This is a genomic window from Solibacillus cecembensis (genome assembly GCF_050272495.1).
GTDB lineage: Bacteria > Bacillota > Bacilli > Bacillales_A > Planococcaceae > Solibacillus > Solibacillus cecembensis.
Genome location: NZ_JBNNMF010000011.1, coordinates 115492 through 139148 on the forward strand (window position 1 = coordinate 115492; position 23657 = coordinate 139148).

Annotated in this window: 24 protein-coding genes; 14 read left to right on the top strand and 10 right to left on the bottom strand. The window is 37.1% G+C overall.

Annotation, left to right across the window (positions count from 1 at the left end; all coding sequences use genetic code 11):
* Positions 1-112: 112 nt before the first annotated feature.
* Both ACQKIH_RS11620 and ACQKIH_RS11625 read left to right on the top strand, forming a co-directional pair.
* A complete protein-coding gene (locus ACQKIH_RS11620; RefSeq protein WP_427766129.1) occupies positions 113-1204 on the top strand; it encodes a carbohydrate kinase in 1092 nt (363 codons plus the stop codon).
* Positions 1201-2109, top strand: a complete 909-nt coding sequence (locus tag ACQKIH_RS11625) for a pseudouridine-5'-phosphate glycosidase (RefSeq protein WP_057984612.1) — start codon at positions 1201-1203, stop codon at positions 2107-2109. The genes ACQKIH_RS11620 and ACQKIH_RS11625 overlap by 4 nt, the downstream gene beginning before the upstream one ends.
* 335 nt (positions 2110-2444) lie before the next feature.
* Here the strand turns inward: ACQKIH_RS11625 and ACQKIH_RS11630 are convergent, their stop codons facing one another.
* Positions 2445-2666 carry a DUF1128 domain-containing protein gene (locus ACQKIH_RS11630; RefSeq protein ID WP_057984897.1) on the bottom strand — a complete coding sequence of 74 codons (222 nt, stop codon included), beginning with the start codon at positions 2664-2666 and terminating at the stop codon, positions 2445-2447.
* A gap of 359 nt (positions 2667-3025) precedes the next feature.
* On the opposite strand from ACQKIH_RS11630, the gene ACQKIH_RS11635 reads away from it, so the two are divergent.
* Together ACQKIH_RS11635 and ACQKIH_RS11640 are read left to right on the top strand one after the other, a co-directional pair.
* Complete coding sequence (locus tag ACQKIH_RS11635) at positions 3026-3364, top strand: YtxH domain-containing protein (protein ID WP_057984610.1); 339 nt, start codon at positions 3026-3028, stop codon at positions 3362-3364.
* 24 nt (positions 3365-3388) lie between these two features.
* Positions 3389-4324 (top strand): YihY/virulence factor BrkB family protein, encoded by a 936-nt coding sequence (locus tag ACQKIH_RS11640; protein ID WP_057984608.1) that lies wholly within the window; start codon positions 3389-3391, stop codon positions 4322-4324.
* 42 nt (positions 4325-4366) lie between these two features.
* Here the strand turns inward: ACQKIH_RS11640 and ACQKIH_RS11645 are convergent, their stop codons facing one another.
* Positions 4367-6271: a heavy metal translocating P-type ATPase gene (locus ACQKIH_RS11645; RefSeq protein WP_427766133.1), complete on the bottom strand. Its 1905-nt coding sequence runs from the start codon at positions 6269-6271 to the stop codon at positions 4367-4369.
* A 222-nt stretch (positions 6272-6493) separates the two neighbouring features.
* Here ACQKIH_RS11645 and ACQKIH_RS11650 point away from each other — a divergent pair, with 222 nt between their 5' ends.
* Entirely contained in the window at positions 6494-7876 is a 1383-nt protein-coding gene (locus tag ACQKIH_RS11650) for an L-cystine transporter (protein WP_057984604.1), read from the top strand.
* A gap of 79 nt (positions 7877-7955) precedes the next feature.
* On the opposite strand, the gene ACQKIH_RS11655 is transcribed toward ACQKIH_RS11650, so the two are convergent.
* The 7 genes from ACQKIH_RS11655 to ACQKIH_RS11685 form a co-directional block, all read right to left on the bottom strand.
* Positions 7956-9503 (bottom strand): fumarate hydratase, encoded by a 1548-nt coding sequence (locus tag ACQKIH_RS11655; RefSeq protein ID WP_427766136.1) that lies wholly within the window; start codon positions 9501-9503, stop codon positions 7956-7958.
* A gap of 204 nt (positions 9504-9707) precedes the next feature.
* A complete protein-coding gene (locus tag ACQKIH_RS11660) occupies positions 9708-9896 on the bottom strand; it encodes an SE1561 family protein (RefSeq protein ID WP_057984895.1) in 189 nt (62 codons plus the stop codon).
* Positions 9897-10382: 486 nt separating this feature from the next.
* Positions 10383-10628: a hypothetical protein gene (locus tag ACQKIH_RS11665; protein WP_057984601.1), complete on the bottom strand. Its 246-nt coding sequence runs from the start codon at positions 10626-10628 to the stop codon at positions 10383-10385.
* A gap of 130 nt (positions 10629-10758) precedes the next feature.
* On the bottom strand, positions 10759-11154 hold the full coding sequence (locus ACQKIH_RS11670) for a VOC family protein (protein WP_427766138.1): 396 nt from the start codon (positions 11152-11154) through the stop codon (positions 10759-10761).
* 117 nt (positions 11155-11271) lie between these two features.
* On the bottom strand, positions 11272-12648 hold the full coding sequence (gene rlmD / locus ACQKIH_RS11675) for a 23S rRNA (uracil(1939)-C(5))-methyltransferase RlmD (protein ID WP_427766179.1): 1377 nt from the start codon (positions 12646-12648) through the stop codon (positions 11272-11274).
* A 170-nt stretch (positions 12649-12818) separates the two neighbouring features.
* On the bottom strand, positions 12819-13613 hold the full coding sequence (locus tag ACQKIH_RS11680) for a polysaccharide deacetylase family protein (protein ID WP_427766141.1): 795 nt from the start codon (positions 13611-13613) through the stop codon (positions 12819-12821).
* A 95-nt stretch (positions 13614-13708) separates the two neighbouring features.
* Positions 13709-14611: a TIGR01777 family oxidoreductase gene (locus ACQKIH_RS11685; protein ID WP_427766143.1), complete on the bottom strand. Its 903-nt coding sequence runs from the start codon at positions 14609-14611 to the stop codon at positions 13709-13711.
* Positions 14612-14737: 126 nt separating this feature from the next.
* Between ACQKIH_RS11685 and recX the strand changes: the two genes are divergently transcribed.
* From recX to ACQKIH_RS11700, 3 genes are read left to right on the top strand one after another with little or no spacing between them, the layout of a single operon-like run.
* Positions 14738-15547, top strand: a complete 810-nt coding sequence (gene recX / locus ACQKIH_RS11690; protein WP_427766146.1) for a recombination regulator RecX — start codon at positions 14738-14740, stop codon at positions 15545-15547.
* Positions 15540-15869 (top strand): YfhH family protein, encoded by a 330-nt coding sequence (locus ACQKIH_RS11695; protein WP_057984590.1) that lies wholly within the window; start codon positions 15540-15542, stop codon positions 15867-15869. Before recX ends, ACQKIH_RS11695 begins: the two co-directional genes overlap by 8 nt.
* A 1-nt stretch (position 15870) precedes the next feature.
* On the top strand, positions 15871-16140 hold the full coding sequence (locus ACQKIH_RS11700; protein ID WP_427766149.1) for a YfhJ family protein: 270 nt from the start codon (positions 15871-15873) through the stop codon (positions 16138-16140).
* Positions 16141-16221: 81 nt separating this feature from the next.
* On the opposite strand, the gene ACQKIH_RS11705 is transcribed toward ACQKIH_RS11700, so the two are convergent.
* Positions 16222-17211, bottom strand: a complete 990-nt coding sequence (locus tag ACQKIH_RS11705) for a metal-dependent hydrolase (RefSeq protein WP_057984585.1) — start codon at positions 17209-17211, stop codon at positions 16222-16224.
* A 114-nt stretch (positions 17212-17325) separates the two neighbouring features.
* On the opposite strand from ACQKIH_RS11705, the gene mutY reads away from it, so the two are divergent.
* From mutY to ACQKIH_RS11735, 6 genes are all read left to right on the top strand, one after another.
* The gene (gene mutY, locus ACQKIH_RS11710) at positions 17326-18381 is read left to right on the top strand and encodes an A/G-specific adenine glycosylase (protein WP_427766152.1); all 1056 of its coding nucleotides are present in this window, start codon (positions 17326-17328) and stop codon (positions 18379-18381) included.
* A gap of 103 nt (positions 18382-18484) precedes the next feature.
* The gene (locus ACQKIH_RS11715; protein ID WP_160320442.1) at positions 18485-18661 is read left to right on the top strand and encodes a hypothetical protein; all 177 of its coding nucleotides are present in this window, start codon (positions 18485-18487) and stop codon (positions 18659-18661) included.
* Positions 18662-18887: 226 nt separating this feature from the next.
* Positions 18888-19436 (top strand): nucleoside tri-diphosphate phosphatase, encoded by a 549-nt coding sequence (gene ntdP / locus ACQKIH_RS11720; RefSeq protein WP_057984581.1) that lies wholly within the window; start codon positions 18888-18890, stop codon positions 19434-19436.
* Positions 19437-19591: 155 nt separating this feature from the next.
* Positions 19592-21337, top strand: coding sequence for an ABC transporter ATP-binding protein (locus ACQKIH_RS11725; RefSeq protein WP_427766181.1), 1746 nt, complete (start codon positions 19592-19594; stop codon positions 21335-21337).
* 342 nt (positions 21338-21679) lie between these two features.
* Positions 21680-22669 carry an ABC transporter ATP-binding protein gene (locus tag ACQKIH_RS11730; protein WP_427766156.1) on the top strand — a complete coding sequence of 330 codons (990 nt, stop codon included), beginning with the start codon at positions 21680-21682 and terminating at the stop codon, positions 22667-22669.
* Positions 22666-23640 carry an ABC transporter ATP-binding protein gene (locus tag ACQKIH_RS11735; protein ID WP_057984577.1) on the top strand — a complete coding sequence of 325 codons (975 nt, stop codon included), beginning with the start codon at positions 22666-22668 and terminating at the stop codon, positions 23638-23640. Before ACQKIH_RS11730 ends, ACQKIH_RS11735 begins: the two co-directional genes overlap by 4 nt.
* The last annotated feature ends 17 nt before the right edge of the window (positions 23641-23657 follow it).

Consider the following 23657-nt stretch of genomic DNA (forward strand, 5'->3'; position numbering starts at 1 on the left):
ATAGTGCAAGTTGATAATTAAGACGTTTTTAGAGGTCTCCAATAAAAAATTGACAACCTTTAAACAAATGTTTTATAATATAAACAAATGTTCGAGTTGGGGAGGTGAGACTATGAATGATAAGGAAAAATTAGTCTTCCAACTAATTAAAGAAAATCCATATTTATCACAACAAGAGATGGCACAACAATTAGGGATGTCTCGACCGGCAATAGCAAATATGATTTCCTCGTTAATTAAACAGGGTGAAATTATTGGACGGGCGTATGTGCTGCCTGCAAAAAATCAAATTATTGCAATCGGTGGGGCAAATGTAGATCGGAAATTTTCGATTGAAAAAGATGTTCATTTAGGGACATCAAATCCAGCTACAATTAGTGAAAGTATTGGTGGCGTTGCACGTAATATTGCAGAAAATTTAGGCCGACTAGGTAATCAGGTTTCATTATTAACAACACTTGGTGAGGATCATGATGGCCAGCTTTTAGAAAGTACGAGTGCTCCGTTTATTAGTTTTGAGCTTATAGAAAAGCTGCAACATGAAAAAACAGGCTCTTATACAGCAGTGTTGGATAATACGGGAGAGCTAGTAATCGCCATGGCTAATATGTCGATTTATACAAAGCTCCTACCAACTGTACTAGAAAAACATGAGGCAACATTGCAACAAGCAAGTTGTATCATCATTGACTTAAATTGCCCAGCGGAAACAGTTCAATATACAAAGGATTTAGCCAAACAGCGTAATATTCCGTTTGTCATCGTGCCAGTATCATCACCTAAGATGATTCACATGCCTGATAATTTAAACGGTGTAAGCTATTTTATTTGTAATCGTGATGAGGCTGAGACATATTTACAAGTAAAACTTAAAAATATGGCAGATTATGAAGCTGCAGTTCGACAATTAGTACAAAAAGGTGCACAATCAGTTATTTTAACACTTGGAGAATACGGTGTATTAGCTGGAAATCAAGAAAAAATACAACATTTTGAAGCTGTAAAAACTACAAATATTATTGATGTTACGGGCGCGGGAGATGCATTTGTTAGTGCATTTTTACATGGGGCCCTAAACGATACAGACTTTGAAACAGCGATTCAGCTAGGATTAGTCAGCGCATCAAAAACGTTGCAATCTGAAAAAACAGTAAGACCAGATTTAACAAATGAAGCATTACATCAATGGAGGGAATTATTATGAAACAATATTTATCATATTCACAAGAGGTTTTAGAAGCAAAAGAAAAAGGGTTACCAATTATTGCATTAGAATCAACAATCATTTCACACGGTATGCCATACCCACAAAACGTGAAAACAGCTCGTGAAGTAGAACAAATTATTCGTGATGGCGGCGCAGTTCCAGCAACAATCGCTATTATCGATGGAAAAATTAAAATTGGTTTATCGGATGAAGAACTAGAAATGTTCGGTAATGCACAAGGCGTTGCAAAAGCATCTCGTCGTGATATCGGTTATTTATTAGCTACGAAAAAAATTGGTGCTACAACAGTGGCAGCAACAATGATTTGTGCTGAATTAGCAGGAATCGAATTATTCGTAACAGGCGGTATTGGTGGTGTTCACCGTGGCGCAGAAACAACGATGGATATTTCAGCTGACTTAGAAGAATTAGCAATGACAAATGTAGCAGTTGTCTGTGCAGGCGCAAAATCGATTTTAGATATCGGTTTAACATTAGAATATTTAGAAACAAAAGGTGTACCTGTAATCGGTTACGGTACGGATAAATTACCAGCATTCTACACAAGTGAAAGTGAATTTGATGTTAACTTCCGTTCAGATTCTCCAGCAGAAACAGCTGCAATTTTACGTGCAAAATGGGATTTAGGCTTACGCGGTGGTGCATTAGTAGCGAACCCAATTCCAGCAGAAGACTCGATCGAAGCAAGCTTTATTAATGGAATTGTAGAAAACGCATTAGCAGAAGCAGTACAACAAGGTATTGCAGGGAAAGATGTTACACCATTCCTATTAGGCAAAGTAAAAGAATTAACACAAGGTAAATCATTAGAAGCAAACATTGCATTAGTAAAAAATAACGCACGTGTTGGCGCGAAAATCGCTGTAGAACTAATTAAATAAGTCGACTTGTTTCAGCAGGTTCCATACTAAAAAGAGTTGAATATAAACTCTAGATATACAATATTAATTAGTGGGAATTAAAGCCATAGCTGAAATAGTGGAACTCAAGCTAAGAACGCCGCATCGTGCGGCAACGCCTGAGTGACCAACGTCGTGTTGGCCCGATGCCCCCGGCGGATGTCACAGATTTTTTAAGGGAGATTTTCGAGCGGGCTCGAAAAAAATCTGGACGCAATTACGCCAAGGCGTAATTGCATTCATTTCCTGGGGAATATTGTCGAGGAAACATGAAAAGAAGCTTATCACGTATGTGATAGGCTTCTTTTTCAAATACTTTATTTACGAAGCTCACCAAGTTCTAAGACGATGGCATTCATTTCGCTTAGGCTAAATGATTCGCGCTTCATAACCATATTGTATAAATATAATAAATCCTCATATTTTTCAGCGTTAAATTGATCCGCTTGCATCGCATCAACGTTTACCATACGGAGTTTTTCTTTAATTTGTTCGATCATAAAAATCACATTTTCTTGTGTTGGATTTGATAATTCCATAATCATGTGCCCTACCTTTCAATGTATACAGAATTATCATTTCATTTTGTTTCCCAATTGTCAACATAATCATGAGTGCTTTGCTTTCAAAAAGTTGGGAATTTGGTTAAAATATATGTAAGTTTAACTTGATTCAGCATTCATCCCATACTTCTATAAGTGGAGGATGAATGCCGAATAGGAAATTCTAATCAGTGTCGGTTCAAACCCTAACTGAATCAAGTTAAGATCCGGCGGATGTCACAGATTTTTTTAGGGGAGTTTTTCAAGCGCGCTTGAAAAAAATCTGGACGCAATTATGCCGAGGCATAATTGATTTAGGAATAAAATTGAATAGTGGATATTAGGAGGAAGAAATTATGGGGAAAAGTAAATTACTACCGTTAGTTGTAATAGGTGCTGTAGTCGGTGCCGCAATTAGTATGTTGGATAAGGAGACACGTCAGCACACGTTAGAAACATCTAAAAAGGTAAAAAGTACCGTAGCCTATTATGCTGAAAACCGTGAAGAATTAATGGAGATAGTAGGTTCGAAAATTCAACAAGCACAGTCGGTATATGGATCGGTGAATGATAATGTACAAACCTTATTGCAAGGACAAGACCCTAATGAGCTAAAGACATTACCAAATACGATTCAAAGTTTAGTTTCAGAAACTATTCAAGTGTTTTCTAAAAAGGACGAGCAGCAAGGCTAATATCTTCTTAAAGGTGGTGGCTGCATGAATGAAAAGGAAAAATTCCAAGATAAATGGATGTTTGTAAAATCCTATATATCACCAGATCCCGCATCAATTGATATGTTAACGACAAAAGGTTTTATACAAGATTTATTATATCGAATACAGCGAAGTGATATGAGTGGAATGGGTGCTCAATTAGCCTTTTTCTTTTTACTGTCATTCTTTCCGATGCTCATATTTATGGTGACATTATTACCTTATTTGAATTTAGAGCAAGGTCAAGTGTTTGATTTTTTGGATAATATTATGCCCAATGAAGTATATGGCTTTATAGAAGGAACATTAGTAGATGTGTTAAATAACCAAAATAGCGGATTATTATCTATCGGTATTTTAGGTACAATTTGGTCAGCTTCAAAAGGAGTTGACGCGTTGATGAAAGCATTGAACCGCGCGTATGATGTAGAGGGAAAAGTGAGCTTTAAAAATCGTTTATGGTCTTTACTATTTACCATCTCATTAGTAGCTGTCATTTTATTAGCGCTTGTACTCCCGGTATTTGGGCGGCAAATTGGTGATATCGTATTTGGCTATTTTGGCGTGACAGGTACATTTGAAGAGGTTTGGATTTTCGTACGTTGGATTATGCCGCCAGCATTAATTAGTATTATCTTAATAGCGATGTACTGGATTGTCCCGAATACTGATCCGAGATTGCCGATTATAAGTGTATTTCCAGGGGCTATTTTCGCAACAGCTGGCTGGCTTATATTAACGTATGGCTTCTCATTTTACATTAGTAATTTTGGCAATTATAGCGCTACTTATGGCAGTATTGGTGGGGTCATTATACTCATGCTGTGGCTGTACTTTACCGGAATGATTTTAATATTTGGAGGACTTTTAAATGCCACCGTTCAAAAGCGACAAATCGCAAAAAAGTTGCAAATAGAAAATAAATCAACAATTGTTTAAATAAAAAAACACGTAAAAAAATTACGTGTTTTTTATATGGAACTAAACATTTTTACTCAATAAACGTAACCCATTTAATATAACTAAAATGGTACTGCCTTCATGTCCGATGACACCAAGTGGTAAATTCATGACTTGTAAAAAGTTTGAAATGATCAATAGTGCAATGACAGAAAGTGAGAAAATGATATTTTGTTTAATGATTCGTTGCATTTTACGTGATAGTTTTACCGCATAGGCAATTTTCGAAAGGTCATTTTTAATTAGGACCACATCCGCTGTTTCTAAGGCAACATCAGTACCACCACCCATTGCAATGCCGACTGAAGCCGTTGCTAGAGCAGGTGCATCATTAATGCCGTCTCCAACCATTCCTACGTGTTTATGCGATGACCTGTATTCTTTAATATGCGTGACCTTTGTTTCTGGTAAGCATTCCGCTACATAGTTTGTAACGCCTGCCTCTTTTGCGATTGCTTTGGCTGTCGTTTCATTGTCTCCTGTAAGCATTATGACTTCAATACCAAGTTCTTTTAACTCGGCAACGGCTTTCTTAGCTTCTTCACGTACAACATCCTGCATAGCAATCAGCGCAGCAATTCCTTCTGCGTCTTTTAAAAATACGACTGTTTTGCCCTCAGTACCTAATTGGTTTAATGCACCATCGGCAAAGTTACGTGCTAGCTCACTTCCAACAAAGTCTGGTTTACCAATTGAATAATGTTGATCATCAACTGTTGCTTTAATTCCGTACCCAGGAATGTCTTCGATTAAAATATTTTGAATCGCGGATACATTTTGTGCCTTTGCGTAGCGTATAATTGCTTGTGCAAGGGGGTGATTTGATTGTGCTTCAATGGCCGCAATAATTCCCAATGTATCTTCTTTGTTTAAATTTTCACGGACGATAAAATCAGTTACAACAGGGGTACCTTGTGTTAATGTACCGGTTTTATCAACGGCAAGGACGCGAAGAACGCTTAAATGTTCAAAATGCACGCCACCTTTTACTAAAATACCGCTTTTTGCACCATTTGATATAGCAGATAATGTTGCTGGCATAACGGCTGCAACTAGTGCACATGGCGATGCTACGACAAGTAATACCATGGCGCGATAGAACGTTGTTGTCCAATCCCAACCAAGTAAATAGTAGGGAACGATCATCATTAATGCAACGACGATTAAAACACCTTTCACATAAGGACCTTCAAAGCGTTCAATAAATTGCTGAGAAGGGGATTTTTCACTTTGCGCAGATTGCACGAGTGTAATAATCTTTTGGAATAATGTATCGGTACTAGGTTTTGTCACACGGATTGTTAAAACACCGTTTAAATTTACAGTACCTGCAAAAACCTCATCATCGATATTTTTTGTAATAGGCATAGACTCTCCAGTAATGGCCGCTTCATCAACAGTGGATACACCGTTGAATATGTTACCATCGGCAGGAATCCGCTCTCCTGGCTTTACTAAAATATGGTCATTTACTTTTAATTCACTTACAGCAACTTTAATTGGTTCGAACCCACCACGTACTAACCAAGCTTCTTCAGGTTGCAATTCCATTAAGGCAGAAATTTCACGATGGCTTTTATTCATTGCATATGTTTCCAGTGCGCCACTTACAGCAAAAATAAATATTAAGATGGCACCTTCCGTCCAATAGCCAATAATAGCCGAACCAATGGCAGCTAAAATCATTAAGATTTCAACGTTTAGTGATTTATTTGCAATCGTATCTAAAATACCTTCCTTCGCCTTTGCATAACCACCTATAAAAAATGCAGTAAGATACGCAATGATCGCTGCTGTTATTTGTTCGTTTGTTTCCATGCGCCAAGCTAGTAGAATAATAACACCAGAAAAAAGAGCGGCAATTAATTCTTTATGTTCAATTATTTTCTCATTTAATGATAAACTTTCTCGATTAGAATATTCCATATGGACCTCCTTGATAATGATTTTCATTGTTAATACAGGTGATAATGAGTTTCATTTATATTTTATTAATTATTTATTTATAATGATTATAATTTAAAGGTGCCATTTTGTAAATACTAAGAAAATAATATTAAAATATGGAACTTTTTTATTCCTACTTGACTAATATGAATTATAGGTTATTATTGTTTTTATAATTAATTTATATAGGAGGGGTTATTATTGAATTTTTTAGTGTTGTTTAATGTTGCGCTACTATTACTCATTGTTGCGTTTTTATATTACTTAAATTCAAAGCATGTGAAATTCTCTACTCGTGTTTTTATAGGCTTAGGGTTGGGGATTTTACTAGGATTAGGTTTACAGTTTGGGTACGGGACTGGATCGGAAGCACTTAATGCAACGATGCCTTGGTATAATATCGTAGGCAATGGTTACGTGAAATTATTACAAATGATAGCTATGCCTTTAGTTTTCATTTCAATTTTAGCGGCATTTACGAAAGTGACGGTTGGAAAGAACTTTGGTAAAGCTGCTGCTATTATTTTAACTGTATTAATAGGTACGACAGCGGTTGCAGCTGGTATAGGGATTGTGACAACTGTTGCGTTTGATTTAGATGCTACGCAAATTATACAAGGTGATGCTGAAATTGCTCGTGGAGAAATGATGACTGAGCGTTCTGCAGAAGTAGCATCGATGCCAGATCAAATTTTAACGATGTTCCCGGCAAATCCATTTTCAGATTTAACAGGTGCTCGTGCAACTTCAACAATTGGGGTTGTTATCTTTGCAGCATTCTTAGGCTTTAGTTATTTAACATTGCGTCGTAAAGAAGAAGAAACAGCTGCGAATGTGAAAAAAGGTGTGGATGCACTTTACGGATTGATTATGGGTGTCGTTCGTATCGTATTACGCTTAACGCCATATGGGGTACTTGCGCTAATGGCACGAACAGTAGCAACGAGTGATTTTGGAGCTATTATGGATTTAGGAAAATTTGTAATCGCTTCTTATGTCGCATTAATCGCGATGTTCTTATTGCATTTATTAATCGTTTCTTTAACAGGATTAAATCCTTTAACGTATGTGAAAAAAACAGCAGAAGTGTTATTGTTTGCGTTTACTTCACGCTCAAGTGCTGGTGCGCTTCCATTAAATATTCAAACACAAACGAAGCGCCTTGGTATTCCAGATGGAATTGCCAACTTTGCGGGATCATTTGGATTATCCATTGGTCAAAATGGCTGTGCGGGTGTATACCCAGCGATGCTAGCAGTTATGATTGCGCCGACTGTTGGTATTAATCCATTAACACCGTCATTTTTAGTATCATTAATTTTAATTGTGGCGATTAGTTCATTTGGTGTAGCCGGTGTAGGTGGGGGAGCGACATTTGCAGCAATTATCGTATTATCCGCTATGGATTTACCAATTGCTCTGGCAGGTGTACTTATCTCAGTGGAACCATTAATCGACATGGGACGTACTGCATTAAATGTAAGTGGTTCAATGGTTTCTGGTATCGTTTCAAGCCGTGCAACGAATGAGCTAGATACAAAGATTTATAATGAATCTGCAGAAAATGCACCGTTAGTTCAGTAGAAAATACTTGCTTTTCTAGAAGAAAAAATGAAAAAGCGACTCATCCCAAATGAATGGGAGAGTCGCTTTTTTGTAGGAATTAGAATACGCGTTCAGCGTGTGATGCTAATTTTTCTAAAGAAGATTGTTCAACATCAGCGTGTAATGAGTTCCCATGAGAGTCCATCGTTACAACTGCTGTGAAGCCTTCAACACCTAAGTGCCACATTGCTTCTGGAATACCGAATTCCATTAAGTCTACACCGTCAACTGATTTAATGCAGTCTGCGTAGTACTGAGCCGCGCCACCGATTGCATTTAAGTAAACGCCACCATGTTCGCCTAAAGCTTTTAATGTTTTTGGACCCATGCCGCCTTTACCGATAACAGCGCGAATACCATAACGTTTCATAATATCACCTTGGTATGGCTCTTCACGCATTGAAGTTGTTGGACCAGCCGCTTTTACTACCCAGTTGCCAGCTTCGTCTTTCGCCATTACAGGACCACAGTGGTAAATGATTTGACCGTTTAAGTCAACAGGAGCTTCCACGCCTTCACCCATTAAGTGGTGGTGGATTGCATCGCGACCTGTGTACATGCGACCGTCGATTGATACAACGTCACCCACTTTTAGTGAACGAATTTGCTCTTCTGTGATTGGAGCAGTTAATTTTACGATTTCAGTAGTTGTTTCTTCAACTTGAGAAGCTACATTTTCTTCTTTAAATGTAATCTTTTCACCGTCTTGGTAGTGCCAGTTCATGATTTCACCTGTTGAAGGGTTAATATCGATCGCCATGCGACGGTATGCCCAACAGTTGTATGCAACAGAAACGTAGAATGAAGCTGGAATACGGTGCATGACGCCGATTTTACAACCTAATAAAGTTGTTTCACCGCCGAAGCCCATTGTACCAACGCCTAAAGTATTTGATTTTTCTACGATGTATTCTTCTAATTTTGCAAGTTCTAGATTTTCATTTACATCTTCTGTAGAACGGAATAATTGTTCTTTTGCAAGATCGTATCCAGAAGAGCGGTCGCCACCAATACCAACACCGATGAAGCCAGCTGAACAGCCTTGTCCTTGTGCTTGCCATACTGAGTGAAGGATACATTTACGGATACCGTCTAAGTCACGTCCAGCACGACCTAAACCTTCTAATTCAGCAGGTAAAGAGTATTGGATGTTTTTATTTTCACAGCCGCCACCTTTAAGGATAAGCTTGATTGTAATATAGTCATTTTCCCATTGTTCGAATTTCATTACTGGAAGGCCCTCACCTAGGTTATCACCAGAGTTAGCTCCCGTTAATGAATCCACTGAGTTAGGACGTAATTTTGCATCAGCAGTTGTTGCAACAATCGCTTTTTTAATGGCTGCTTTAATTTCAAGTTGATTTACGCCAACTGGAGTATAAATTTTGAATGTTGGTAAACCTGTATCTTGGCAAATTGGTGAAACGTTATCTTCAGCCATAGCGATGTTGTTAGTAATTGTATCCAAACTCATCGCAGCACGTGTACCAGCGTTTTCAGCTTGCTTTGCCTTTTTAATTGCGCGGCGAACATCCTTTGGTAAGTTTGTAGAAGTTTCAGTAATTAAGTTGTAAAGACTTTGTTCTAATGTATCTAGATATGACATCTTATTTTTCCCCCCAGAAAAATATAATTAATATTTTATAATTCATAGTTTATTATAGCTCTTTTAGATAAGAAAAAAAAGAGCGCTTACATAGAATGATATGAATCTTGTGAAATTAAGCCTTTATACTGAGAAATAGGCAGTTTTTATTAAAAAGAATAGTGCACAAAAAAGGCAATACTGTAAAAAGTATTGCCCTAACTATTATTTGTTTGATTCACGAGATTGGAATTGGTCCATTTTATCTTCTAAATCGTCCATCATTTTAATCAAGCGGTCGATGTCGTCTAGTTCAGTTGTTTCAGGATCGATTGCATCTAAAACCTCAAGGAAGATTTCTAAACGTTCTTTTAAATAGGTTACTTGTTGTTCTTTGTTTGTAATTGGATTCATAAGCGCCATTTTTTTCTGTGGAAAAAATGGAATTCCCTCCTTTAATGTTTGCTTAATTTAATTATACTACTTCTTTTATAGTAATATCCATATCAATCCAACTGTATACGAAAAGGTTTTGTTATTCCTACCGTTTAAAGGTTATCCAGTAATAGGGGAAATAATAGGGATTAGTAATCAATTTGAAAAATAATATATTCAGAATATTTACAAAATTGAAGTGCTGTGATAATGTAATAAGTAACTTAACGAAAGGGAGTTGGTTGAAAAAAGTAAACAAATCTAAACTCGTATAAGGGAGGGTGTTGAAACGTTTTTCGGTCAATTTACCGAGATGTTAGTTTATGCAAAATGAAATAAGATTAAGTAATAATTAAAGTCCTAGTTAACTTTTAGAGATAAAGTTAGCTAGGACTTTTGTGATTTTAAAAAAGTGCTATGTTATGTAAAACAGAGCTGCAATCGCATAAAAAGCAGGGCTCAAAATTAACTTTTTGAACGTCTGCTTTTTACTGTGAAGTAAATAATGGCCGTAATAATAGCGGATAATACTATGTACATAAATACATTTAAATAGTTTACGCCACCGAATGTAACTGCGGATTGAAGCATGGAACTATTATTTGCACTAATGTCTGAGTCGCTGTTAGATGTTAAAAGTAAACCGGAAATCCACTGTAATCCAGTATAAGTAAGGGCAAAAATCACCACGATAAAAAGAAACTTTTTCAATTCATACACCTCCTACTTGCTCTATATTACATGAAAAAGAGTTAAATTAGGAGGGAGGTTTTTCGGAAAGCTTTATTAAATGAAAAAAGCGACGAAAAGGGATGGAATTTTCATCGCGTTTGTATAAAAGTTATTTTGCGTTTGGATCGGGTTGGTGAAGACCAAAAATATTATTTTCTGTATCGATGAAATAACCTTGCCAAGCCATACCAGGTAATGCGTACTTTGGCATCGCGATTTGACCACCGTTTTCTAATATTTTTGCAGCTGTTGCATCATAATTTTCAACGCCCATTGTACAGACCGCAGAATTTACAGTTTGTCCAGGCATTGACGATGGACCTTGACGCTGCATAAGTGCACCATTAATGCCTAGTTCTTCATTATCTCCAGTTGTAACACCGAAATAAGGCATACCTGCGTATTCACTCCAGTCCTCGAACTTCCAGTCAAAAACAATACCGTAAAACGTTTTAGCACGGTCCATATTATCTACATGAAACTCAAAATGTACGACACGTCCCATTTATAATCAGCCTCCGTTATTTTCACTTTATTTAATATTCTGATAAACGATTATATAATGCAAGTAGAAAAGCTCATTCATTCTTTATTGAGTGAATGAGCTTTTGGAACATAATGATTATTTACGTAAAACAAGTCGACAAACGGCTTCTACTTGAGCAGTTTGTGGGAACATATCGATTGGTTGGATATATTCTACGTCATAAATTTTTGAAAGTTCTTGTAAATCACGCGCCAGAGTAGACGGGTTACATGATGTATAAACGAATGTTTTCGGTTTAATATTTAATACTGTTTTAATAAAGCCTGGTTCTAAGCCTGTACGTGGTGGATCGACAGAAATAACATCTGGTCGATAGCCTTCTTTTGACCAGCGGAATAACCATTTATCAGCAGATCCTGGGAAAAAGCGAACATGCTGTAGGTTGGCATTTGAACGTGCGTTATATTTAGCATCCGCAATGGCCTCATCAACATTATCCATGCCGCGAACTTCACGTGCGCCGTCTGCTAGCCACATACCGATTGTTCCGACACCGCAATAAGCGTCTACAACATTTTCTTTACCCGTAAGCGCTGCAGCTTTTTTAATTTCGTTGTATAAATGCACTGTTTGCTCTGGGTTTAATTGGAAGAATGCGCGTGTTGATAAATCAAATGCAAATTCACCTAATTTTTCACGAATCGCCATCTCACCTTCTAATACGAATGTTTCTTCGCCAAAAATTAACGAAGATTTATCACGGTTGACGTTTTGCGTAATTGACACAATCGACGGATCAATTTTTTTAATACGTTCGATTAATTCGGCTTTATGTGGTAACTCATTGCGAGTCGTTACAAGACAAACTTGTGTTTCGCCAGATTTTACTCCTGTACGAACGACAATTGTTCGTACTAGTCCATTTAAGCTTTTACCATCGTAAATTGTAATGTTTAACTTTTGTAATACTTTACGTACACCGACTGTAATTTTTGATGTCATCGGATGCTGTACTAAGCAGTCATTAATATTTAGTAATTCATTTGTATTTTCAGCGAATAAACCAGCGTAAACGCGTTTGCCTTCTTTGCGTACTTGGAACTGTGATTTATTACGGTAATTCCAAGGGTTTTCCATCCCAATTGTTGGACGGATTTCTGTTTTTGCTGCAATTTCCTTCGCATACTTTTCTAATGCTTGTACGACCAAATCACGCTTATGAAGGAGTTGGTGATCATATGTCATATGTTGTAACTGACAGCCGCCACACTCTGTATAAACAGGGCAAGGTGCTTCTTGACGAAATTCACTTTCTTTACGAATAGTTAAAATTTCAGCCTCCGCGAAATTCTTTTGCAATTTTGTTAGCTTTACTGTTACTTCTTCGCCAGGTATCGCATTTTTTACGAATACAACATTGCGCTTATAAAAGCCTACACCTTCACCATTAATTCCGAGTCTCTTTATCGTAAGCGGGAATTTTTGCCCGACTTCCATTTTTACTTCACTCATTTTTACACGTCCTTTAATTGCAGATAATTGCATAATTAAACACATCAACTCGCACTAAAATTAGTGCGAGTTGTCGATGCAATATTATCTCATCATTATAACGGACAAATGGAGGAAATGAAAGAAGCGGGATTTTAGTGAAGCAAGGATGCGTATGACATGCGTTTATTTTACCAATTAGCGACCCCTTCGTATTCCATCACTAAATCATCAAGTGAGCTAAAAGTATAGCCTTTTGCTTTGGCATCTTTAATGAATTTAGGAAGAGCTTCAGCATTATCTTGCGCAACGGTATGCATTAAAATAACCGCTCCAGGATGTAATTGATTCATCAATGCATTGTACGCATAATCTGCGCCGCGGCGTTCATCTTTTAGCCAGTCTTTGAAAGCGATGGACCAAAACATATGGCGATAACCTAAGTCATTGCCGACTTTTAGAACTTGTTCATTAAAAGTACCTTCTGGTGGACGCGTATAAATCGTGCGTTCAATGCCAGTTAGCTCTTTTAGTTTTGCATCAAACTGCTGCCATTCTTTTTGCATTTCACTTGCAGAAAGTCGAGCCATATTCGGATGCCCATACGAATGGTTCCCAATAATATGCCCATCAGCAACCATTGTTTTCACTAAATCACTTGCGCTCGTTAAATAATGACCAGTTAAGAAAAACGTGGCAGGCGCTTTTTCTTCACGCAGTGTATTTAAAATGCTTTCGGTATAACCGTTTTCGTAGCCATTATCAAAGGTTAAATAGATAACTTTACGCTCCTTGTTTCCTTTATATATGGCACCGTATTTTTCTAACATTCCTTCTAATGGTTGGCCGATTTCAACGGTTGCGCCATCACGACTCGGCTTAAAGCCCCAATGGAATTCCTCGGCACGGGCAACGGTCATAAATGAAATAAACGTTGCGAATACAATGAAAAGTACACCGACGACATGTTGTTTATGTTTAAGCATAAAAAAGCCACCTCCTTTTCCAAGTAGGTTGCGCATATGAAAAAAATATATACGAATGTATAGCTTAAAGTTAAAAATGGAAAATACGAAGCCAACTAATTGCTAACAAGATCCGTAATGGTATCTTCAACGGAAATGAATTTAAATAAAAAATTTGCTTGTAATAATTTTTCTGGTACTACATGTTGACCTTCTAAGACAAGTATACTTTTTTCGCCAAGTACAAGTTTTAATGCAATGCTCGGGACAGGTAGCCAGTGCGGACGATGTAACGCAGCACCTAAAGATTTCCCGAAATGCTTCATTCGCTTAACATTTGGAGAAGTGAAATTAAGAGGACCAGTAAGCGTTTCATGTTCAATGACAAATAGTAAGGCATTTGCTACATCTTCAATATGAATCCAGCTAACCCATTGGTGACCTGAACCGATTGTTCCGCCGACACCAAGTCGATAGGGAAGAGTCATAAGTGGTAAGGCACCTTCATTTTTAGCTAAAATAACACCAAATCTTGCTAGGCAAGTTCGAATGCCAAGCGCTTCTGCTTTTAATGCGCGGTCCTCCCAATGCTGCACGACCGTACCTAAAAAGTCATTCGCTTTTTGTGTAGAGTTTTCTGTATAAAAAGCTGTTGTGGAAACAGGATAAATTCCAACAGCACTAGCATTTATATATACGCGGGGCTTATTTTGCAGTGCATTAAATATTCTCAGCACTTCATCAGTAGATTCCATGCGGCTTTGATAAATCTTTTCTTTTTGCTGTACTGTCCAGCGACCATCATTCAATGAAACACCGGCTAAATTGACAAATGCATCAATTCCTTCAAGTGCCGCTTCAGGGTTTGCTGAATTTGTAAGCCAATTCACAAATTGAATGCCATTTTGGAATCTATTTTCCCCTCGCGTTAACACGATGACTTCATGTCCGCTATTTAAAAGGAGACTGCTAAATTTTTTACCGACCATTCCCGTGCCACCAGCAATTGCAATTTTCACATTGAGCCCTCCAAGGAAAATCATTTATTTATAGTATACCGTTCAAGAAAAACAAAGTAAAAAGAGATATACTAAAATGGAATGCATCCATTGAGATAGTAAAAAAAGCTGAAATGAGGTGTTCAGGTGCAAACGATTACAAAAATTGGTCGCCAAAAACATAATCCAGAACGCTATAATATTTATTTAAACGAACAGTATTCCTTTGCTGTTGATGAGAACACGCTTATCAAATTTGACTTGCAAAAAGGCAAAATACTTGAGCAGTCAGAAATAGATGAAATACAATATGAGGATGAAATCGCTAAGGCATTTAATAAAGGATTAAATTTTTTAAGTTATCAAATGCGCAGTGAACATGAGGTGCGCACAAAACTGTTAGTAGCTGGACATGGTGAAGCAGTCGTTCAAGAAGCACTACATAAATTAACTAGGCTTGGCTTTTTAGATGATGCAAGCTATTCAAAGGCATTACTGGAAACGCGCAAACGGACGGCAAAAAAAGGACCAGCAGCAATCCGCCAAGATTTAATGAAAAAGGGCATTGATAAAAGCTTACAGCAAGAAGTGCTTGCGACATTTGAGCATGATGAACAAATGAAGTTAGCAATGGAATTAGCTGAAAAAGCTGTGCGCACAAATAGCAATAAAACACCAGTTCAAATAAAGCAAAAGATACAAGATATATTGCTACGAAAAGGCTATTCCTATACAGTAGTAAAAGAAATATTGGAACAGATGAAGTTCGAACGTGCAGAAGATGAATGGGAAATATTAATGGAAGATCAAGGCGATAAAATATGGCGCAAATTTTCTTCTAAATTTACCGGATATGAACTGCGTAATAAAGTAAAGCAGGCCCTTTATCAAAAGGGGTTTCCAGTAGAAGTAATCAATCAATTTATCGAACAAAAGGAGCAAGATCAACATGAATGAAATAAATTATAACTCAATGACTGAGCAAGAATTACGCCAAGAAATTGCGAATTTACGTGAAAGATCTCGTAAAGCAGAGCAATTAGGAATTGTAAATGAATTTGCAGTATACGAGCGTAAAGCGCTAATGGCTGAGGCTTATTTAGTCGATTTAGATACGATTATTCCAGGTGAGATGTACCGTATAACGGGTTCTCCAGGGGACTTTTTCCAAGTGGATTATTTAAAAGGTCGTTTTGCGTGGGGCCATCGTTTAGGTAGCGACCGTTTTGAAGAAGCGTTACCGGTATCTATTTTACAACCAATGAAAGTAGGGAAATAAGATGGAGAACACTATTGAAAAACTAACACAGGAGTTAGTAACGAAAAACCCTGAAATGCCAACAGGACGTGCAAGAGTTTGGATTGAGTTATTGTGGAGCGATTTTGAAGCAACTTCGGCCAAAGCTGGCAATAATTATCGCGGCACGGAATATACGGAAAATCTAGTGCGTCAATTAATTACAAGTTACGGTGATAAGCTGCATTTGTTTGCTGGTCGTAATCCGAAATACGCACATTTATTAGATAATAGTGAAGATACATTGAATTGAGAACAAACCTCCTTGAAAAATAAAATTCAAGGAGGTTTGTTTATAGTTATGCACGCGATTGAATCGGTAAATTATCTTTAGCTATTCATTACCCGCGCCAATTTGTAATTTTTTTTGTAGCTTATCTTCAGTAAAAATCCACCCAGTGTAGGAATTCACAATAGCCAGTTGTTCATCTAGATGTGCAACTGCAACGAATGGATAGCGATCATTGCTTCGATAGCGTAAATCAATGAGACGCAACTCGGTTAATCCATTTTCGAGTTCTGAAATTTCCCATCGATGCAGTGGAGAAAAAGATAAAAACGCTGCCATATTGGAATCTTTCAAAGCAGAGTCTATAAGTTCTGTTTTAGGAATCGGATGGATTTCAAATTTATCATAAATATTGACGGTTCTCCGGTAGGCACGTCCAACATAATAATGTGTTTTCGATTTAGCTGCAATTCGCCAATGGAAAAAGCGCATAGTTGGTGCAACGATAACAAACTCTTCATCTTGAATTGCATGGTGAACGGCTTGTTTTATCGCCTTTTGTACAGCGAAACGTAAAATGTAATAACCAATAATAATGACATACATGATGGCAAAAGTGATGACAGGATTTGCACCGAACACCCATAATAAAATACCGACGCAATGAATAGCGAAAATGAATGGATCAAAGGTATTAATTACGCCTAATGCGACCCATTTCCTTGAAAATGGACGGAGCGCCTGTGTGCCATAAGCATTGAAAATATCAACAAAAACATGAAGGAAAACCGCGAGCTGTGTCCATATCCATAAGTGCAATACATTAGCTTCAGGCATAATTAATGCTAAAATAGCGGTAATTAAAATAGGCCATAGTAAAACAGCCGGAATCGAATGTGTAATTCCACGATGATGTCGAATATAGGTCGCATTATTTCGGAGTTTTAATACCGTATCCACATCAGGAGCTTGTGAGCCGATAATTGTACCTATGATCACTGCAGTAAATGTAACAGGGTGACTTGCTACGACGGGGTCGGCAAGTGCCAAGCCGCCTAAAGCAATTCCCATAACGAAATGTGTGCCTGAATCCAATTTAGTCATCTCCTCGTTAGTGGAACCGTTAAAGAACGGAAATATTTTACAAAACCTTATAATTATAATATACCCTTTTTTAATAAAATAAAATCGAATTCTTTGGAGGAAATAGTGAATTATCAATATACGAAACAATTTCGACAATCTTTAGTAACTTGGTTTAAGAAGGAACATCGTGATTTACCTTGGAGACATACAACCGAACCTTATAATATATGGGTTTCTGAAGTAATGCTCCAACAAACAAGGGTTGATACAGTTATTCCTTATTATGACCGTTTTATGAGCAAGTATCCAACGGCTGAAAGTTTAGCATATGCACCTGAAGACGAGCTATTAAAAATGTGGGAGGGGCTCGGTTATTATTCGCGTGCTCGTAATTTACAAGCAGGAGTTCGTGAAGTAGTAGAAGTATACGGCGGGCAAGTTCCGAATAATCGCGTCGATATTTCGAAGTTAAAAGGCGTAGGACCATATACAGCTGGTGCGATATTAAGTATTGCTTACGGAAAGCCAGAACATGCGGTGGATGGCAATGTTATGCGCGTACTAAGCCGTGTTTTGAATATTGACGCGGATATTACGTTACCTAAAACGAAAAAAATATTTGAAGAAGCAGTTATGGAATTAATTGATGCTGAAAATACATCTGCTTTTAATCAAGGATTGATGGAGCTCGGTGCGTTAATTTGTACACCTACTTCACCAAAATGCTTACTTTGCCCTGTGAGAGATTATTGTACCGTATTTCATGAAGGGGACCCGACAAGCTTACCTGTGAAGACGAAAAAAGTGAAAACAAAGGATTTACACTACGATGTGTTTGTTGTACGTGATCATGAAGGACGCTTTTTGATGGAGAAGCGCGATGAAAGTGGATTGCTCGCAAACATGTGGCAATTCATTATGATTGAACGTGATGCCAGTTCGATTAGCTTAACAAAAGCAGCAGAGCAATACGAATTAAATTTAGATACGGTTTTAATTCCGTTAGTTAATTTTAAGCATGTATTCTCTCATTTGAAATGGCATGTGGACAGTTACTTAGTGGATGCAAAAGATATTACGGGGCAATTACCTGCAAATGCAACCTTTTTTACAAAGGAGCAAATTACTGATTTACCCATGCCTGTTCCAATGTTAAAAATTTGGGAGAAGTTAAAGTAGAAGTAGAAGGATTTATTCCTAGTTATACATCGATATTACCAATAACATGCAGGCATATTTTAATTCACCTCAGACCACAATAGTAAGCATGGAGGTGATATTGATGAAGAAAAATCAAAATAATCCATTGCAAAAAGGGCAACAAACGAACAAACAACAAAATAATGGAGAGGAATTTGGGCAGGAACAAGATTTAAATCAATTACAACAACAAACTCAAAAGCAAAAAACTGAGCAACGTAATAAACAATTTACGAAGCAAAATAACAACAATTTTTAATTTGCTTTGTGTTAATTAAACCTATTACAGTGTGAAAAGACGATTATTCTGGTGAAAGTGCATTCAATTGAATGCACTTTTTTCCTTTTTAGATAATGCAAAAAGAACCTTTTTCTTCACAATTATGAAAATGATGATAATCTAACTACAAGTTTTGTCAAACCATTGTTATAATGACTTAAAGACTGCTAGAATTTTTATCTTAGACGAAAAGGTGGGGCTTCAAATGGCATTACCAATAGAAGGAGAAACGATACAAATACATAGCTATAAACATAACGGTAATATCCACCGTGTCTGGCAAGAAACGATGGTTTTAAAGGCGACCAAAAATATTATTATTGGGGCAAATGAAAAAACGCTTGTTACCGAATCGGATGGACGTACATGGCTGACACGTGAACCATCTATTTGCTATTTCCATGCAGAGCACTGGTTTAATATTATTTGTATGCTTCGTGAAGATGGGGTTTATTACTATTGTAATATTAGTTCCCCATTTGTATTTGATAATAATTGTTTAAAGTATATTGATTATGATCTTGATGTCAAAGTATTTCCAGACATGAGCCATGCATTGTTAGATGAAGATGAATATGAGCAGCATAAAAAGGAAATGAATTATCCAGAAGTAATCGATAAAATTTTAAAGAGAAATGTAAAAACGTTAATAAGTTGGATTGAACAACGACGTGGCCCATTCGCACCGGACTTTATTCAAGTATGGACAAACCGCTACGAACTACTTAGTGAAATTCAAGCAAATAAAGAATAGCTAAAACACGAGCAAACCATTGGGAATGAAGTTTGCTTGTGTTTTTTATTTGGAGAAATGCAAATAATACCTTAAAGCATAAAATTTATTTCAAAAAGAAGGGTATGGTATGATAGGGATTGTCGCAAAATTTCTGAAGGGATGTGTTTTTTGCAGTGGACAGTATTAAGCGGTATTTGCGCTTCGTAAAGCCATATAAATTTCTACTCTTTTTAACAATAATTATTGGGATTATTAAATTTACAATCCCATTATTTTTACCTTGGTTATTACAAATCGTATTAGACGATATTTTATTAAATGATAATTTATCAAAAGATGAAAAAACATCGCAACTTTTTACATGGATTGGAATAGGCTTAGTGCTATTTTTCGTTATTCGTCCGCCAATTGAGTATTATCGCCAATATTTTGCTCAAAATTTAAGTAATAATATTTTATTTGATATTCGTAAAGAGCTTTATGGCCATTTACAGAAGCTTAGTTTAAAATATTATGCCAACACGCGCGCGGGAGAAGTGATCTCACGTGTTATAAACGATGTTGAGCAAACGAAAAACTTTGTCATGACGGGGTTAATGAATTTATGGCTTGACCTTGTCACAATCATTATTGTCGTAGCAATTATGTTTAAAATGGATGTGAAGCTGACACTTGTCTCACTTATTGCATTGCCGTTTTACATGATTAGTGTGAAATATTTCTTCGGTAAGCTACGTAGTTTAACAGGAGCACGCTCGCAAGCATTAGCAGGTGTACAAAGTTATTTGCATGAACGTGTTGCAGGAATGAGTATTATTAAAAGTTTTACTTTGGAAAAGCATGAGCAGAAAATTTTTGATGAAACAAATGGAGAGTTTTTAAATAAAGCATTAGATCATTCACGCTGGAATGCGAAATCCTTTGCGGTAGTTAATACGATTACCGATATGGCACCGTTAATAATTATTGGCTTTGCAGGTTATTTGTATTTATACCAAGACTTAACAATAGGTGTGATGGTGGCGTTTTATGCGTATATTGACAGACTTTACGGTCCACTACGTCGATTAGTTAGCTCATCTACAGTGTTAACACAGTCAATTGCTTCGATGGACCGGATGTTTGAATTAATGGATGAAAAATACGATGTTCAAAATAAAGACAATGCAATTGAATTGCCAAAAGCGCAAGGAAAGTTACAATTTGAAAATGTGACATTTAAATATGAAGAAAGTGGAAATACAATATTGAACAAGGTAGATTTCACGATTGAGCCAGGACAAACAGTGGCATTCGTTGGCATGAGTGGCGGCGGTAAATCGACCATTGTAAGCTTAATTCCACGCTTCTATGACGTTGTAGAAGGTGCGGTAAAAATCGATGACTTGGACGTACGCGATGTGACGACACCATCTTTACGCGCACAAATCGGAATTGTGTTACAGGATAATATTTTATTTAGTGATTCTGTAAAGCAAAATATTTTAATGGGGAATCCAACTGCATCGGAAGAACAAATTATTGCTGCTGCCAAGGCGGCCAATGCACATGACTTTATTATGAATTTGCCAGAAGGATACGATACGAAAGTGGGCGAGCGCGGTGTCAAGCTGTCTGGTGGTCAAAAACAGCGTGTCGCGATTGCACGAGTATTTTTAAAAGACCCGCCAATCTTAGTATTGGATGAAGCGACTTCTGCACTTGATTTAGAAAGCGAAGCATTAATTCAAGACTCGCTTGACCGACTTGCAAGTGATCGTACAACGATTGTCATTGCACACCGCTTGTCGACAATTACACATGCAGATAGGATTTTCGTCATTGAACATGGGGAAGTGGCAGAGTCAGGCAATCATGAGCAACTAATGAATCAACATGGTGCGTACTATAATTTATTCCAAGTACAAAAATTAGATTAGATTCAATTTGCATAATGCGGTTATTTAGAAATAGTTTAAAGTATTGAAGTAAAAAGTGAATTTATATAGCTAAAAGCACATCATTTTTGAAATTGAAATGATGTGCTTTTTCTATGCAAAAATAAATGATTTTCACTTAAAATATATGTTAGAATAATATTCGGAAAATTCGGAATTTTATAAAGTTGTAACATTTTGATGTTTAAAGAATATTAAATCACATTTTTATTACTATTCAGAAAATTTAATAAATAATATTTTTTAGAATATTGTATATTGTTAGACTTTGGTTTATCATAAGGTCTATTCGAAATTCGTTATTCAGAAAATAGGGGGAACAAGATGACACGTAAAGTACTTCTTGATGTGAAAGGTTTAGAAACAACTTTCTTCACAGATGACGGCGCAGTTCAAGCTGTAGATAATATACATTTTGATGTTCATGAAGGTGAAATTCTTGGCATCGTAGGGGAATCTGGATGTGGAAAAAGTGTAACATCACTGTCAATCATGGGGTTAGTACCAAGCCCACCAGGTAAAATTACGAACGGAGAAATATTGCTAGAGGGCAAAGACTTAACAAAATTAACGGATAAACAAATGCGCGCTGTTCGTGGTAAAGATGTTGCAATGATCTTCCAAGAGCCAATGACATCGTTGAATCCATTATTTACTATAGGCAATCAATTAGTGGAAGCGATTCGTATACATAATAAATCTTGGTCCAAAAAGCAAGCTATAGCAAGAGCAATCGAAATTATGAAGTTAGTAGGTTTACCTCGTTCGGAAGAGCTTATTAATGAATATCCACACCAACTGTCAGGTGGGATGCGTCAACGTGTCATGATTGCTATGGCGTTAGTATGTGATCCGAAAGTACTTATTGCGGATGAGCCTACAACAGCATTGGATGTAACGATTCAAGCGCAAATTTTAAAACTAATGAAGGATTTAAATGAGCGTTTGAATACGGCGATTTTATTAATTACGCATGATTTAGGTGTAGTCGCAGAAACATGTGAACGTGTAGTTGTTATGTATGCAGGGCAAGCGGTTGAAGAAGCGCCAGTAAAGGAGATTTTCAAAAATCCACAACACCCATATACACAAGGCTTGATACAATCGGTTCCAGATATGCGCTATAAAAAAGATAGTTTATTTTCGATTCCGGGTAATGTTCCGAAACCGGGCTCTATTAAAACAGGGTGTCGATTTGCTGCGCGTTGTCAGTATGTCACAGAACGTTGTACGGCTGAAACACCAGCATTATTTGAACTATCTAGTACACATAAATCTCGTTGCTTCTTAGTAGAGGAGGGCATCAAACAATGAGTAAAGTATTATTAAAAGTTAATAATTTAAAGAAATACTTTCCCATTCGAACAGGTATGTTTGCACGTGTAACAGGGCATGTAAAGGCTGTTGACGATGTTTCGTTTGAAGTGTATGAAGGTGAAACACTAGGTATCGTTGGTGAATCGGGTTGTGGGAAGTCAACAACTGGGCGGACGATAATGCGCTTAACTGAACCAACTGAAGGAAAAATCGAATTTGATGGCACAGACTTAACGGATTTATCTAATGAGGATATGCGTAAAATACGACGTGAAATTCAAATGGTCTTTCAAGATCCGTATGCTTCTCTTAATCCACGTCATACAATCGAAAAAATTTTAGAAGAGCCATTAATTGTACACGGTATGGGTGATGGTGCTGAACGAAAGAAAAAAGTAATGGAATACTTAAAAATTGTTGGATTAAGTGAATATCACGCAAAACGTTACCCTCACCAATTTAGTGGTGGTCAGCGTCAACGTGTAGGTATTGCGCGCGCATTAATGACAAATCCCAAATTAATTATTGCGGATGAACCTGTGTCTGCATTAGATGTATCCATTCAAGCGCAAGTATTAAATTTGATGAAACAGTTACAGGAAGATTTAAAGTTAACGTATATTTTCATTGCCCATGATTTAGGGGTAGTGCGTCATATAAGTGACCGAGTAGGGGTTATGTATTTAGGTCGTATGGTAGAACTGGCAACGAGTGAATCCTTGTACGATAAACCGTTACACCCATATACACAAGCATTACTTTCGGCTGTACCTATTCCGGATCCAGAATTCCAGGGAGATCAAATGTTATTGACTGGAGATATTCCGAGTCCATCAAATCCACCTTCTGGATGTACATTCCACACACGCTGTCCATTCGCGACGGAAGAATGTAAACAAAAAGCACCAAACTTAAGAGAAATTAAACCAGGTCACTCAGTTGCTTGTCATTTATATAATGACCAGTAACGTTTGATATAACTACA